12 protein-coding genes are annotated in these 14,178 nt (G+C 62.3%); 4 read left to right on the top strand and 8 right to left on the bottom strand.

What is annotated here, in order from left to right; genetic code table 11:
- Positions 1–179: 179 nt before the first annotated feature.
- From dksA to AC8GFZ_RS00465, 8 genes are all read right to left on the bottom strand, one after another.
- Positions 180–1,379: an RNA polymerase-binding protein DksA gene (dksA, locus tag AC8GFZ_RS00500; RefSeq protein ID WP_506641251.1), complete on the bottom strand. Its 1,200-nt coding sequence runs from the start codon at positions 1,377–1,379 to the stop codon at positions 180–182.
- 167 nt (positions 1,380–1,546) lie between these two features.
- Positions 1,547–2,599, bottom strand: coding sequence for a CobW family GTP-binding protein (locus tag AC8GFZ_RS00495; protein WP_506641249.1), 1,053 nt, complete (start codon positions 2,597–2,599; stop codon positions 1,547–1,549).
- Positions 2,600–2,723: 124 nt separating this feature from the next.
- The gene (locus AC8GFZ_RS00490) at positions 2,724–3,941 is read right to left on the bottom strand and encodes a class I SAM-dependent rRNA methyltransferase (protein WP_506641247.1); all 1,218 of its coding nucleotides are present in this window, start codon (positions 3,939–3,941) and stop codon (positions 2,724–2,726) included.
- 13 nt (positions 3,942–3,954) lie between these two features.
- Positions 3,955–4,923, bottom strand: a complete 969-nt coding sequence (locus AC8GFZ_RS00485) for a tyrosine recombinase XerC (protein WP_506641245.1) — start codon at positions 4,921–4,923, stop codon at positions 3,955–3,957.
- A 37-nt stretch (positions 4,924–4,960) separates the two neighbouring features.
- Positions 4,961–5,650 (bottom strand): DUF484 family protein, encoded by a 690-nt coding sequence (locus tag AC8GFZ_RS00480; RefSeq protein ID WP_506641243.1) that lies wholly within the window; start codon positions 5,648–5,650, stop codon positions 4,961–4,963.
- Positions 5,647–6,519, bottom strand: coding sequence for a diaminopimelate epimerase (dapF, locus tag AC8GFZ_RS00475; protein WP_506641241.1), 873 nt, complete (start codon positions 6,517–6,519; stop codon positions 5,647–5,649). The genes AC8GFZ_RS00480 and dapF overlap by 4 nt, the downstream gene beginning before the upstream one ends.
- 543 nt (positions 6,520–7,062) lie before the next feature.
- The gene (locus tag AC8GFZ_RS00470) at positions 7,063–7,611 is read right to left on the bottom strand and encodes a carboxymuconolactone decarboxylase family protein (protein WP_506641239.1); all 549 of its coding nucleotides are present in this window, start codon (positions 7,609–7,611) and stop codon (positions 7,063–7,065) included.
- 394 nt (positions 7,612–8,005) lie between these two features.
- Positions 8,006–8,971 carry a Bug family tripartite tricarboxylate transporter substrate binding protein gene (locus AC8GFZ_RS00465; protein ID WP_506641237.1) on the bottom strand — a complete coding sequence of 322 codons (966 nt, stop codon included), beginning with the start codon at positions 8,969–8,971 and terminating at the stop codon, positions 8,006–8,008.
- Positions 8,972–9,149: 178 nt separating this feature from the next.
- Between AC8GFZ_RS00465 and AC8GFZ_RS00460 the strand changes: the two genes are divergently transcribed.
- From AC8GFZ_RS00460 to AC8GFZ_RS00445, 4 genes are all read left to right on the top strand, one after another.
- Positions 9,150–10,808, top strand: coding sequence for an MBL fold metallo-hydrolase (locus AC8GFZ_RS00460; RefSeq protein WP_506641235.1), 1,659 nt, complete (start codon positions 9,150–9,152; stop codon positions 10,806–10,808).
- A gap of 99 nt (positions 10,809–10,907) precedes the next feature.
- Positions 10,908–12,386, top strand: coding sequence for a carboxylesterase/lipase family protein (locus AC8GFZ_RS00455; RefSeq protein WP_506641233.1), 1,479 nt, complete (start codon positions 10,908–10,910; stop codon positions 12,384–12,386).
- Between the two features lie 3 nt (positions 12,387–12,389).
- The gene (locus tag AC8GFZ_RS00450; RefSeq protein ID WP_506641231.1) at positions 12,390–13,172 is read left to right on the top strand and encodes an ABC transporter ATP-binding protein; all 783 of its coding nucleotides are present in this window, start codon (positions 12,390–12,392) and stop codon (positions 13,170–13,172) included.
- The gene (locus AC8GFZ_RS00445) at positions 13,169–14,155 is read left to right on the top strand and encodes an ABC transporter substrate-binding protein (RefSeq protein ID WP_506641229.1); all 987 of its coding nucleotides are present in this window, start codon (positions 13,169–13,171) and stop codon (positions 14,153–14,155) included. The genes AC8GFZ_RS00450 and AC8GFZ_RS00445 overlap by 4 nt, the downstream gene beginning before the upstream one ends.
- Positions 14,156–14,178 lie beyond the last annotated feature (23 nt).

Genomic DNA, 14,178 nt, shown 5'->3' with positions numbered 1-14,178 from the left:
TCAATGGAATCAATGACTTAGAGCGCATTTTGCAGAGATTGCAAAAGGAAAAAGTTGTTATGAATTAGCAACTTAGCAACAACTCCAAATGTCAATTATTAAGATTTTTTGGGCGCAAAAAAAACAGGCCCGCAGGCCTGTTGTGGTGTGTGCGCCGCAGGGGCCAAGCGCCGCGCGGCTCAGTCCCCAAACATTTTTTGCTTGAGTTCGCGCCGCTGTTGGGCCTCCAGCGACAAGGTGGCGGTGGGGCGCGCCAACAAACGGCCCACGCCAATGGGCTCGCCAGTTTCGTCGCAGTAGCCGTAATCATCGCTGTCGATGCGGCCAATCGACTGCTCGATTTTCTTGAGCAATTTGCGCTCGCGGTCACGGGTGCGCAACTCGAGGGCATGCTCCTCCTCGATGGTGGCGCGATCGGCAGGGTCTGGCACCACGGTGGTGTCTTCTCGCAGATGCTCGGTGGTTTCGCCAGCGTTGTTGAGGATGTCTTGCTTGAGCTGAACCAGCTTGCGGCGAAAGAAAGCCAGTTGCACGCTGTTCATGTACTCGTCGTCGGGCATGGCCATGAGGTCGGCATCGGTCAGGCTCTCCAGCGGCTGGGTCTTCCAGTGGTTGGCCAACTTGGGGTCTTTGTGTGTGTTCACGGGTGCGGCAGGAATGTGGGTGGGGGTGATGATCGGCGAATAACTGGACTTGGCCGCATTGGAGGGCACCACTGCGGCGGGGGGCGGCGGCACCATGGAGGCGGCTTTGGCCGCGCGTGGCGATTGCTTGCCCACGGCGGGCAAGGCTTTGACCGGTGCTGGCGCAGGGGCGGGACGGGCCGGGGCCGCTTTACTCACCGGCGCAGGCGTCTTGCCAGGTGCCACTTTGGCAGCTGGGGCTTTGGCCGAGGAGGCGGGGCTGTTTTTCACAATGGGTTTGGCGGCCTTGGACGCGGGTTTGGCCGCCACTTTGGACGCTGGCTTGGCCTGGACAGGCACCGGCTTGCCCTTGGCTTTGGAGGGGGTGGTTTTGGCCGCAGGGGCGGATTTTTGGGCGACGGGCTTGCTCGCGGTTTTGGCACCCCCTTTGCTCGGGGCGGGTTTTTTCACCGCAGCGCTGGACTTAGGGGCCGCAGATTTTGCCGCTGTGGTTTTCTTGGCTGATGCCGGACTGGGCTTTTTGACCGCCGGCTTGGCTGCGACTTTGGCTCCGACTTTGGCTGCGGGCTTGGCAACTGGCTTGGCTGTGGGCTTGGCTTTCACGGCCGGGCGGGGTGGTGCCTTTTTGGCCACCGACTTGACCGGCTTGGCAGGGGTCGCGGCTTTGCCGGCCTTTGGGGCCACGGGCTTGGCTTTGGTCACAGCGGCACCTTTTTTGGTTTTGGCAGTGGACATGCAGGGTCTCCTAAAATTTTGGCCCCCGCCGATGGGCGGTTGTACGACGAGCTGGATGGGCGTGTGGCCCCGATTTGGGCCACTTGTTCACCCCGGGTTGCAACCGAAGCTTCGCCTTTTGCCCAGCGTTGGGCGCGCGCGATTGTAGCGACAGGTCGCGCCGCCGATCAGACCAGGCATTTGTCCAGGCCTTGGAAAAAAATATCCTTGGGCAAATCCAAACCAATGAAGACCATTTTGCTGTTGCGCACCTCGTCTGCTGCCCATGCAGGGCCCAGGTCGCTGCCCATCAGTTGGTGCACGCCTTGGAAGATGACTTTGCGCTCGGTGCCCTTCATGAACAAGACGCCTTTGTAGCGCAGCATGCGTGGGCCGTAGATGTTGACGATGGCGCCCAAAAAGTCCTCCAGCTTGGCCGGGTCGAAGGCGCGGTTGGACTTGAAGACAAAGCTTTTCACATCGTCATCGTGGTGGTGGTGATGCCCGCCTTCTTGGTCATGGCCGTGCTGGTGCGAGGGGTGGTCGCAGTGCTCGCCATGGGCATGGTCGTGGTGGGCGTGGCTGTTGTCTTGCAAAAAATCGGGGTCGATGTCGAGTTTGGCGTTGAGGTTAAAGCCATGCAGATCAAACACCTCTTTGATCGACACCTCGCCAAAGTGCACGGCTTTGTGGGGCGCGCGCGGGTTCATGTGTTTCAAGCGGTGTTGCAAGGCGTCCAACGCCGCCGCATCGACCAAATCGCTTTTGCTGATGAAGATTTGATCGGCAAAACCCACTTGGCGGCGCGCCTCTTGGCGGTCGTTGAGTTGCTGCGGCGCATGCTTGGCGTCCACCAAGGTGAGGATGGAGTCGAGCAAATACGACTCGGCCACCTCGTCGTCCATGAAAAAGGTTTGGGCCACCGGGCCGGGGTCAGCCAGGCCGGTGGTCTCAATCACCAAGCGCTCAAAATCAAGCTCGCCCTTGCGCCGGCGCTCGGCCAGGTCGCGCAAGGTGGTGCGCAGGTCTTCACGGATGGTGCAGCACACACAGCCATTGCTCATTTGAATGATCTGCTCTTGGGTGTCGGCGACCAAAATTTCGTTGTCGATGTTTTCTTCGCCGAACTCGTTTTCGATCACGGCGATCTTCATGCCATGGGCCTCGGACAACACCCGCTTGAGCAGGGTGGTTTTGCCAGAGCCCAAAAAACCGGTCAGGACAGTGGTGGGAATCAACATGGCTTGCTTTCTGGGGATGAATGCACAAAGGGGGGCAGTGTAGCGATCATTGAAGTCCGCCCGAAACCGCCAGTGGAGACCCAGCCTGCGGCATGGCGGCCCGCCAAGCGGCGGGACACAGGCCTTACTTTTTGATCACCACCAAGCCCTTGAGGTACTCGCCCTCTGGGAAGGTCACCGTCATCGGGTGGTCGGGCGCGGCAAACAAGCGCTCACTGATGAAGCCGTCCACCCCCGCATCGGTGCCGGCAGAGGCCACGATTTTGTGGAACAAGTCGGCGTTGATGCCGCCCGAGCAGCTGTAGGTGAACAAGGCCCCGCCGGGGACCAACAGCTTAAAGGCCAAGCGGTTGATGTCTTTGTACGCGCGCGCCGCCTTATCGGCGTGGGCAGCGGTGGGGGCAAACTTGGGCGGGTCCAAGATGATGGCGTCAAAGTGTCGGCCTTCTTGGATGAAGAGACGCAAACTGGCGTTGACATCGGCATCCATGAACAGCGCACTGTCAGCATCAAAACCATTGAGTTGCACATGCCGCTGGGCGCGGGCAATGGCCGGCCCGGACGAGTCGATGGAAGTCACCAAAGCCCCAGCGCCCAAGACGCCAGCCGCGCGCATGCCGCTCAAAGCCGCAATGCTGAAGCCGCCCGTGTAGCAGTAGCAATTGAGCACTTGTGTGAAACCCAAGCGCTGGGCGTATTGGGCAAATTTGTGCCGGCTGTCGCGCTGATCGAGGTAAAAGCCGGTTTTGTGGCCTTCGGCCACATCCAAGCTCAACTGCCAGTCGTGCTCCCGCAGGCCAATATCGGTGTGACCCGCGTCGCCAGCAGGTTGGCGCAGCCATCCGCTGTGCGGCTGCAAGCCCTCCAAGGCGCGCACGCCGGAGTCAGAGCGTTCATACAAACGGCCCACGCCGGTGGCGTTGCACAAGGCGTCGGCGATCGCGGGCTTCCAACGCTCGGTGCCGCTGGAAAGGAATTGCGCCACCAAGGTCTCGCCATAGCGGTCGACGATCAACCCAGGCAAGCCATCGGCCTCGCCGTGCACCAAGCGCACACCGTCGCTGTTGATGTCCATGCGCGCACGCGCAGCGATGGCCGTGTGCAAGCGGCGGGCAAAGAATGCATCGTCAATGCGCTCGGTCTCGTCAAAACTCCAAATGCGGGCACGGATTTTGGAGCTGGGGCTGAACGCCGCCCAACCCAAAAACTGCCCGGTGGCCGACTCCACCCGCACCGTCTCACCACTGTCGCCACTGCCCTTGGCAATGGCGTTGTCATAGATCCAAGGGTGACGCCGCAAGGCGGCGCGCTCTTTGCCCTCTCGCAGGCGCAAGGTTTTCATGGGACTGACCGTTTCATTTTTTATGCGCCCGGGGGTGGGCCGCGTCGTAGACCTGAGCCAGGTGGCTGAAGTCCAGCCGTGTGTACACCTGGGTGGTGCTGATGCTGGCGTGGCCCAGCAACTCTTGCACCGCCCGCATGTCGCCACTGGACTGCAGCAAGTGGCTGGCAAACGAATGGCGCAGCATGTGCGGGTGCACAGGCGTGGCCACCCCAGCCAACGCAGCGCGGCGCTTCAAACGTTGGCGCACCGCGTCGGCGCTCAATCGGGTGCCATAACGGCCCACAAACAGGGCCGCTTGGTCGGGGTCGCGCACATGGGCTTGACGCACGGCCATCCACTGTTGCACCGCCTGCAACGCCTGGGACCCCACAGGCACGCTGCGCCGCTTGCTGCCCTTGCCCAGCACATGGGCCAAGCCCGCGGCCAAGTCAAGCCAGCCCAGGGCCTGGCCGCTGTCGCGCACATCCAAACCCACCAACTCTGCCACGCGCAAGCCGCTGCCATACAGCAACTCGACCATGGCCGCATCACGCGCTTCGAGCCAGGGGTCGTCTTCGCTCACCACATGATCGGCCAACTGAACGGCCTCATCCACATTCAAGGCCTTGGGCAAAGGTTTCGCGCCCTTGGGCGGTCGCACGCCTTGCACTGGGTTGGTGGCCACCAAGCCTTCGCGCGCCAACCAGGCGTAAAAACCGCGCCAACCCGACAAGATCAGGGCAATGCCGCGGGCACTGCGGCCATGGGCATGCATCTGCGCCACCCAGCGCCGCACATGGGCGCTGTGCACTTGGGCCAGATCCACCGGCACGGCGCGCGCCAGCGCCTCCAAACGCACCAAGTCCAGGCTGTACAAAATGAGTGTGCGTTGGGCCAGGCGCTTTTCAAACTGCGCATGGTCCAGGTAGCGTTGCACCCGCGCATCGCGGGCCACGGCGGAGGGCTCAAAGGAAAGAGGGGCGGTGCTGTCCAAGCTCATGCCATGCCTGGGGTACTCACCGCGCGGCCCACAGGTTTCAGCGCAAGCGCTGCAAGGCCGCACTGGCCAAGGCGCTCAAATTGTCCAAAAACTCGGTGCCCATGCCGGCGTGATAGCGCTGGCTGTCGGGCGAGGCCAACACCAAAAGGCCCATGGCCTTGGCAGTAGCTTCCCCGGTGTGGGGTTCACGCAGCGTGACCAGGGCCAGGGACTGCGCCGCGCCAGGATCGGCCAACCACTGAGCGGCTTCAAAGCCATTGTTGATGCCGCAATAAGGCTGTGCAAGAGACTCGGCAAACACCTTGACGTCATCGCTCACACCCTGGGCAAAAGGCTCACCTTGGTGCGCCTGGGCCACGCCCCACAAACGCAGGGCCACCTGGGGCACCATGAACTGATGCTCAATTTGCTCGGCCAAGACGCGCGGCAAATCGCTGGCCTGGGGCACCAAAAACAAGGCCTGCGACCAGCGTTGCAACCGCTGGGTCAACACCGCGTTGTCGTTGCCATGGCGCATCATCTCCATCATGCGCGCCTCGAGCGCACGGATTTTTTCGCGCAGCATCTCGGCCTGGCGCTCTTGCAAGCTGACCGCCCGCCCGCCATGGGGGCTGCCCAAGCGAACCGTGGCCAGCAGCTCGGCATGGCGGTCGAAAAAATCGGGCGTGTGCACCAAAAATTGGGCGATATCGTCTTCGGTGATGGGGTTGAGTGCGGCTGGTTTCATGTGATATCGGGCAGTTCTGTCTCACCGTGGAAAACCGTGGTGGCCGCACCGGTCATGCGCACCGACGAGGCATCCCCGGACCAAGAAATCTCGAGCGTACCACCGCGGGCATGCACCACCACATTGGCGTCGAGCCAGCCCATGGCCTGGCCCGCCACCACGGCCGCGCAAGCGCCCGTGCCGCACGCCAAGGTTTCGCCCGCGCCGCGCTCAAACACGCGCAAGCGAATTTCGCGGCGCGAGACGAGTTGGGCAAAGCCCACATTCACCCGCTTGGGAAACGCTGGGTGGTGTTCAATCACCGGCCCCCAACTGAGCACCGGCGCGGTGTCGACATCGTCGACCCACAGCACCGCATGCGGGTTGCCCATCGACACCGGCGTGATGTCGGCGCTGTGGCCTGACCACTCGATGCGCCAGCGACCTGCTGAGTGGGTGTCGTCCGCGGGCAAGGCTTGCGCGTGGTGGGGGTCAAAGGGGATGCGGGGCAAGTCCCAAATGGGAGCGCCCATGTCGACACTGACCAAACCATCGGGGCGCTCAGTCAGGGTGATCACACCGCCATGGACTTTGACGCGCACCGTCTGTTTTTTGCTCAAGCCTTGTTCGCGCACATAGCGCACAAAGCACCGCGCACCATTGCCGCAGTGCTCCACCTCGCCGCCGTCGGCGTTGTGGATGACGTATTCAAAATCAACATCTGGGCTGGGGGCGGCGCGCACACTCAAGATTTGATCGGCCCCAATGCCAAAGTGCCGGTCTGCCAGCCAACGGTATTGGGCGGAGCTCAAGTTCAAGCGTTGTTGGGTTTCGTCCAACACCACAAAGTCGTTGCCGACGCCTTGCATTTTGGTGAAGCGGATGTGCATTTGCGGATTATCTGCGAGGACCGCTTCTGGTTTGAGGTGGCGTTTCTTGGCTTGCGTTGCCCAGAACTACCCCTCTGAAACCGCCATCTCGGGGCATGCGAGCCTCCTCCGGTCGCTGCGCTCCAACGTCGTCGGTCCGCACACCCACTCGTGACGGTTTCTAAGTTGCTTTGGTTGCGTGCTGAGGGTGGGCTCCCCCTCTCAACCGTCATCTCGGGGTATGCGTGCCTCCTCCGGTCGCTGCGCTCCAACGTCGTCGGCCCGCACACCCACTCGTGCCGGTTTCTATGTGCTGTGGGTTTGCAAGTTGTTCGCGGGCAAAAGTTTCTGCAATTCACCCGGATGTGGAAATTTCCCTTTACGAGAACGGAGCCCTTTTTCGCAGCACCGATGGTGGGTGCGTCGTCCCGACAACATCGGAGCGCAGCGACTGGCGGAGGGCGGCGTAGCCGCCAGCGGGGCGGGCTCAGCAAAAGGTCAGGGGGTCAGATGGGGCGGTACCAAAAGTCAGCGCAAAAAAATTGGAATCTGACCCCAATAAACTCAATGCTCTTCAGGTGTGATTTGCAACGCCACAAGGATACGGGCGACCATGTTGTAGGTGGCGATGGCGGTGGTCAATTCGAGCATTTCAGTGGTCGAAAAATGGCTGGCCAGTTGTTTGAACAATGCCTCATCGACCTTCACATCGATGGTCATTTGGGCGGCGTACTGCAGCACCAAACTCTCTAGCGGGGCCAAGGCCGGGTGGTGAATGGCTTTTCGTGCGTCCCCCTTGAGAACAGCTTGCAATGCATCCAACTCGGCTTGGGTACCGCCAGCAGTGATGAAGTCGGGTGCGTGGTGGTGGTACTCGTACTCGGCGCCGGTGATCAAGGCCACGGTGCAAATACCCAGCTCGCACAGCTTGCGGCTGGCCGACAAGCCGGTGCGCACATTGCGCAGATAAACATTCCAACCGCTGGCCACAGGCTCACTCCAGAGCAAGGCTTTGTCGAGATTGATCAACTTGCCACCACGGCGCGCCATGATGCCGTCGATCAAAGCAGCGGGTTGGGGATGGGCTTCGGGGGTCCAATCGGGGATGCGCATGGCGTTGTGTCCTGTGGTTGAAAAATTCGCGCTAAGCTTAACAGCGCTGGTTCATGGGGGGTCGGTCCCAGTGATATGAAGGGCTCGGTCACTTAGGCCGGGCGGCTTTGGGGCCGCATCATTGGGATAGGTGAAACTTTTGCTGAGCCCGCCCCGCTGGCGGGTACGCCGCCCTCCGCCAGTCGCTTCGCTCCAATGTTGTCGGGCGGCACACCCACCATCGGTGCTGCGAAAGCAATGGATGCGCGCCAACGAAAGGCCCACCAACACCTCACCGAAACCGACACGAGCGGGTGTGCGGGCTGACGACGTCGGAGCGCAGCGACCGGAGGAGGCATGCATACCCCGAGATGGCGGTTTCAGAGGGGGAGTTCAGCGCACCCCAAAGGCCAGATCAATCCGACTTGATATTGTTGTCCCGCACCACCTTGGCCCAGGTGTCGATTTGGTTGTCAATGAACGATTTGGCCCGCTCCACGCTGCCACCGGCAAGCTCAATGCCTTGGGCTTGCAGCTTATTGGCAACATCGGGGTTGCGCAAAGTTTTGTTCAGCTCTTCGTTCATGCGCTTGACCAAATCGGGCGGCGTTTTGGCAGACGCCAAGACGGCCCACCAAGCGGGCGCTTCAAAACCCGGAAAGCCTGCCTCGGCAATGGTCGGTACATCGGGCATCTCCGGCACACGTTTGGCCGAGGTCACCGCCAGGGGGCGCATGCGCTTGCTGTCCACATGCGGCTTGGTCAAAAACACCGTGCCCATCGACAAAGGCACATGGCCGGCGATGGCGTCGTTCATCAAGGGGCCGCCGCCTTTGAACGGGATGTGGTTGAAGGTCAGGTTGGCGCTCTTGCCCAGCAAGGCCATGGACAAATGGCCCAAGCTGCCATTGCCCACCGTGCCAAAACTCACGGTTTTTTGGGCTTTGGCCGCCGCCACCACATCGGCAAAGCTTTTGTACTCCGAGCCCACGTGCGTGGCCAGCAACATGGCAGACGTGCCCACCAAAATCAGGGGCACCAGGTCTTTTTTGCTGTCATAGGGCATGTTGGCAATCAAGCTTGAATTGACGCCGTGCGTGTCAAACACCATGGCCCAGGTGTAGCCATCAGCCGGTGCTGTGGCCATGGCTTGCGTGCCCACCACGCCCGAGGCGCCCGCTTTGTTTTCGACCACCACGCTTTGGCCCAACTGCTGCGACAGCGACTGCGCCAAGATGCGCGCCACCTGGTCGACCGAGCCGCCCGGCGGAAACACGGCAATGATTTTGATCGGCTGCTTGGTCGGCCAAGCCTGGGCCCAGGCCACCATCGGTGCCATGCACGCAGCCAAAGCCAGGGCGGTGAAACTTCTTTTCAACATGGGTGTCTCCATTTCAAATTGGGGCCAAGTCATCCAAAACTGGGCAGATTGGACAGTATCGCGCAAAGCCCAAGGCGGCCACTGCGCACGAACCCCCACCGTCCTCGGGTGCATGGCGGGCTGACCCCAGCGCCACCCATCGAAGCCAGAGGGGCTTTCGGCGTGTTCATAATGCGCCATGGTCCGACCCACCCAACTCATCCACCCCCAACGCGCGCCCGCCGAGCCCCGGCCTGCGGCCACTGTTTTGTTGCTGCGCGATGGCGCGAATGGCGTGGAGGTGTTGATGACGCGCCGCGCCATGTCCGCCAGCTTTGCACCCGGCGCTTATGTGTTCCCCGGCGGCGGCATCGACGCCCATGACGCCGGCCACCACCATCTGGCCCAGCGCCGCGCCAGCCAAAGCGACGAGCGTCTCACCCAAGCGCTGGCGGCCATTCGCGAAAGCCATGAAGAGCTGGGCATCTTGCTGGCCCAGCATGCCGATGGTCGCGCGCTGGATGCCGCCACCCATGCGCGCATCGACCGCCACGGCCCTTTTTACGACCAGTGTGCCCAACACGGCTTGCGCTTGTGCGCCGACCAGGTGTTAGTGCTGGCCCACTGGGTCACCGACCGCGACTTACCCCGGCGCTTTGATGTGCCTTTTTTAGTTGCTCGCATGCCCGCCGACCAGCACCCCGTGGCCGACGAAAAAGAGCAGTTCGAGCCGGTGTGGGTGCGCCCCACAGACGCCTTGGCGCGGCACCAAGCCGGCGACTTTTTCATCACATTCCCGACCATCCGCACCTTGCAGCGCTTGCAAGCCTACGCCACCGTGGACGCGCTGCTGCAAGCCTGCACCAGCGAGCAGCCTTTGTTCACCAGCTGCCCGCGGGCCGGACTCCTCAATGGCGAAGTCGAGCGCTACATGGAGCACGAGCCGCCCTTTGGCGAGCTGAGCTTACTCAACCCCGATGGGCAAGTCCTGCACCACCTGGATTGGCAATGCGAGCGGCCCGTGCCCTTGCTGCGCCATGTGCAACGCCTGACCGCACCCAACCCCGGCATGATGACCGGTCCCGGCACCAACAGCTACATCGTGGGCCAAGCCGACAGTGGCTTCATCGTCATCGACCCCGGCCCGAACGAAGCAGCGCACCTGCAACGCCTGTTCGATGCCACCCAAGGCGATGTGCGCTTCATCATCTGCACCCATTCCCACCCCGACCACTCGCCGGGCGCGGCCCCCCTGCAAGCGCTGTGCAACGCCCACGGCCAGTACCCGCCCATCTTGGGCCTGGCCAGCGCTGACACGGCTCGACCCGACAGCCGCTTTACCCCTGAGCGCGAGCTCGCCGATGGCGAGCGTTTGGTGCTCCAAGGCGGCGGTATATCGCACAGCTTGCGCGCCATCCACACGCCGGGCCACGCGGCCAACCACCTGTGCCTGGTGTTGGAAGAAGACGGCTTGTTGTTCAGCGGCGACCATGTGCTCAATGGCAGCACCACCGTCATCAGCCCGCCCGACGGCCACATGGGCCGCTACCTGGACTCGCTGGACAAACTGCTGGCAGCCTGCGCCAGCGACCACATTGGTTTGATCTTGCCCGCCCATGGGTATGTCTTGGGCAACCTGCCCGGTGAGCCCTTCGATGCCAGCGATGTGATTCGCCGCCTCAAAGCGCACCGCTTGCAGCGCGAGGCCAAAATCGCCCGCGCCATGCAAGCCCAGCCCAACGGCACGCTCGAAGACTGGGTGGCCGTGGCCTATGACGACACGCCCGAGCGCTTGTGGCCGGTGGCCAAGCGTTCACTGCAAGCGCATGTGGACCACATCCGCGAATTGGCCGCTTGATCGCAGGCCCTGATCGGTTTGGGTTAAAGTGAAATTGCCTTCTTCCCTGCACCTGGGTCCATGGCGGTGTGCCACGACCCACCCTTCAAAGGTTTTCCCATGACTTCTGCCCCCGAAGCCAACACCTCGCTGGGCCGCTTGGCCGGTGCGGTGGAACACGGTGTGTGCGTGTTTCGCGGCGTGCCCTACGCCCAAGCCCCCGTGGGCGCCTTGCGCTTTGCAACCCCGCAGCCCATGACACCCTGGAGCGGCGTGCGTGACGCCAGCCGCAACGGCCCCATACCGCCCCAACCCGCCTCACGTTTGCGCGCGGCCATGGGCGACTTTGACGAACCTCAAGGCGAAGACTGCCTGACCCTGACCATTGCCACCCCGGCCGCCGATGGCGCACGCCGCCCCGTTTTGCTGTGGTTGCACGGCGGCGCGTTTTGGACCGGGGCGGGCTCGCTGGACTGGTACAGCGGCGTGCCCATGGCGCAGCACAACGACATGGTGGTGGTGGGTGTCAACCACCGCTTGGGCGCCCTGGGCTTCATGCACCTGCCAGGCGTCAGCCCGCCCAACTTGGGGCTGATGGACCAATGCGCAGCACTTGAATGGGTGGCGCGCGAAATCGCCGCTTTTGGTGGAGACCCCGACAACATCACCGTGGCTGGCCAGTCGGCCGGTGGCTTGTCCATCTTGGCCATGCTGGCCATGCCCCAAGTGCGCCAGCACTTTCGCCGATGCGTGATCCAAAGCGCCCCGTTTGGCCGCACCTTGCGCGAGATGCCCCAAGCCGAGCGCATCGCGCTGTCGGTGCAAAAACATTTGGGTATCACCGATGCCGCGCAATGGCGCGACGCATCGGTGCAAGACATCGGCCAAGCCCAGGTGAAAGCCGCGCGCGAGTTGGCCGCCTTTGCCAACACCACGCCACCTTTTATTCCGGTGATCGACCACCAATGGCTGGGCGACGACACCATTGCCGCCGCCACCGCAGGTGCCGCTGACAAAGACGTGATGGTCGGCTACACCCGGCACGAAATGGCGGCGTTTTTTGGCAATGACGAGGCCATCCAAAACGCCACACCCGAACAAGTGCGCGCTGTTTTTGCCATCAAGTTTGGCGCCGCCGCTGACGAGGCCGTGGCCGAATACCAGCAGCGCGCCGGCAGCGACCACGCGGCACAGGTGTTGGGCTGCATGCTGGGCGACGCCTCTTTTGGAACCGGCGTGTACCAGTTTGCCGAGCGGCTTCACGCCACCGGGCGCGGGGCCTGGGTGTATCGGTTTGATTGGACGGCACCGGACAACCGCTTTGGGGCTTGCCATTGCATCGAGCTGCCCTTCATGTTTGACACCTTGACACACTGGCAAGCGCCCATGCTGGAAGGCGCCGATGCCAACGAAAAATCCACAGTGGCCGCCACCGTGCGCAACACCTGGGCAGCTTTTGCCCGCCACGGCGACCCCAACCACACCGGCCTGCCGCATTGGCCGCGCCATGCGGCCAAAGGCGAGACCTTGCTCATCGACCACCCGCCCAGGGTGCACAACGACCCGGCCGGGCGCCAACGCTGGAAGTACTGGCCCTGACCCATGAACAACACCGCTGTTCGTTTGGACCATGTGCAACTGCGCTTTGGCAGCGAAACCATTTTTCAAGACCTGAGTTTTGAAGTCCGCCAAGGCGAATTTGTCTGCTTGCTCGGGCCTTCGGGTTGCGGCAAGTCCACCAGCCTGCGCCTGATGGGCGACTTGCTGCAAGCCAACGGCGGCAGCGTCGAGGTGGCCGGTTTGCCCCCCAGCCAGGCGTGGGAACAGGTGGCCTTTGTGTTCCAGTCGCCGCGTTTGGCGCCGTGGCGCAATGTGATGGACAACGTGCTGATGGGAGTCGAGCTGCGTTCAGGGCGTGCCGCGGCCAGGCGACAAACCGCCAAAGCCCAAGCCTTGCTCGACTTGGTGGGGCTGGGCACGTCAGCGCACAAATTTCCGGCCATGCTGTCCGGTGGCGAGCGCCAACGGGTGGCCATTGCCCGCGCCTTGGCGGTGGACCCGTCCATCGTGCTGATGGACGAGCCTTTTTCAGCCCTCGACCCCAACACCCGGCTGCGCCTGCGCCAAGAAATTGTGCGCATTTGGCAAGAAACCCAGCGCACCGTGGTGTTTGTCACCCACGACATCGAGGAGGCCATTTGGTTGGCTGACCGCATCGTGTTGCTGTCGAACAAACCCACCCGGGTGCTCGAGAGCATCGTGGTGGATGCACCGCGCCCGCGCCAGCTGCACCAAGACCCGGCATTACAAGCGCTGCGCCAGCGCTTGGAGCAACTGTTTCACACCCTCGGCTTTGACCCTTCAACGGAGACCCTCGCACCATGAAAAGACGCCACTTTTTGGCCGCCGCTTCGGCCCCTGTTTTTTTGACCCATGGTTTGTCGCGCTCACAAACGCGCACCAAAGTCACTTACGCCTATTTGCTCGACCCGGCATTCGATGCGGTGGTCTGGGCGATTAAAAACGGCAAGGTCAAGTCCGACCTGATTGACCTCGAAGTCTCGGGTCTGCTGATTCCCCAATTGCTGCAAGCCACCTCGACCAAACAATTTGACGTGGTGATGACTGCCGTCATTGGCGTGCCCGCCGCCGCTGCGCGCGGCTTGGATTTGCGCATCTTGTCGGCCGCCCTGCATGCCTCGCCCCAGGGTGAGGGCGGTGGTGTCTGGGTCAAGAAAGACAGCCCGATCAAAAGCGTGGCCGCCCTCAAGGGCAAAACTTTGGCCTCTTACGGCCTGCGCTCCACCGGTTATATGTTTGTGCGCGAAGCGATGCGGCGCAAGTTTGGCCTGAACATGGCGCTCGAAGGCGGCGATGTGCGCCAAGTTGAGGTGCAAGCCCCCAACCTGCCTGCGGCCTTGGCCACCGGTCAAGCCGATGCGGCCAGCCTGATCCACAGCCAAGCCTGGCGCGCCATGCAAAGCGGCGACTTTGTCAACATCTGCGAAACCGGGCAAATCCTCAACGAGTATTACGGCCCCTTGGTGTCGGCCATCAATGTGTCCTACCCTGAGCGTTTGGCGGCGCGGCCCGAGGCCTTTGCCGAATTCAACCGCATGTTCAAAGCCTCCAGTGCCTATGCCTTGAGCAACCGCGACGAGGTGTTTGGTGCCATGGCCAAGCAGGCCAACATCGAGCGCAAGTTTTTCGATTGGTGGTTTGACAAGACCACCAACGTGCCCGGCATTTTTGGCGATGCGCAGTTCAAGGCCGTGAGCCAAGCCTGGCAAATCGGCAAAGACATGGGCATGATCGCCAACGTGCCCGACCTGCGCGCCTTGGTGTGGGACAAAACCCTGCGCGCGTGAGCGTCGGCGCCGTTCATGTTGCA

The sequence above is a fragment of the Limnohabitans rimovensis (SeqCode) genome, from assembly GCF_965234775.1.
GTDB classification, from domain to species: domain Bacteria; phylum Pseudomonadota; class Gammaproteobacteria; order Burkholderiales; family Burkholderiaceae_C; genus Limnohabitans; species Limnohabitans rimovensis.
This window is presented reverse-complemented; position numbering and strand designations above follow the sequence as displayed.

Excerpts from the sequence above, each read along its gene's own strand:
- dksA (WP_506641251.1), bottom strand. The coding sequence starts at position 1,379 with ATGTCCACTGCCAAAACCAAAAAAGGTGCCGCTGTGACCAAAGCCAAG.
- AC8GFZ_RS00495 (WP_506641249.1), bottom strand. The coding sequence starts at position 2,599 with ATGTTGATTCCCACCACTGTCCTGACCGGTTTTTTGGGCTCTGGCAAA.
- AC8GFZ_RS00490 (WP_506641247.1), bottom strand. The coding sequence starts at position 3,941 with ATGAAAACCTTGCGCCTGCGAGAGGGCAAAGAGCGCGCCGCCTTGCGG.
- AC8GFZ_RS00485 (WP_506641245.1), bottom strand. The coding sequence starts at position 4,923 with ATGAGCTTGGACAGCACCGCCCCTCTTTCCTTTGAGCCCTCCGCCGTG.
- AC8GFZ_RS00480 (WP_506641243.1), bottom strand. The coding sequence starts at position 5,650 with ATGAAACCAGCCGCACTCAACCCCATCACCGAAGACGATATCGCCCAA.
- dapF (WP_506641241.1), bottom strand. The coding sequence starts at position 6,519 with ATGCACATCCGCTTCACCAAAATGCAAGGCGTCGGCAACGACTTTGTG.
- AC8GFZ_RS00470 (WP_506641239.1), bottom strand. The coding sequence starts at position 7,611 with ATGCGCATCCCCGATTGGACCCCCGAAGCCCATCCCCAACCCGCTGCT.
- AC8GFZ_RS00465 (WP_506641237.1), bottom strand. The coding sequence starts at position 8,971 with ATGTTGAAAAGAAGTTTCACCGCCCTGGCTTTGGCTGCGTGCATGGCA.
- AC8GFZ_RS00460 (WP_506641235.1), top strand. The coding sequence starts at position 9,150 with ATGGTCCGACCCACCCAACTCATCCACCCCCAACGCGCGCCCGCCGAG.
- AC8GFZ_RS00455 (WP_506641233.1), top strand. The coding sequence starts at position 10,908 with ATGACTTCTGCCCCCGAAGCCAACACCTCGCTGGGCCGCTTGGCCGGT.
- AC8GFZ_RS00450 (WP_506641231.1), top strand. The coding sequence starts at position 12,390 with ATGAACAACACCGCTGTTCGTTTGGACCATGTGCAACTGCGCTTTGGC.
- AC8GFZ_RS00445 (WP_506641229.1), top strand. The coding sequence starts at position 13,169 with ATGAAAAGACGCCACTTTTTGGCCGCCGCTTCGGCCCCTGTTTTTTTG.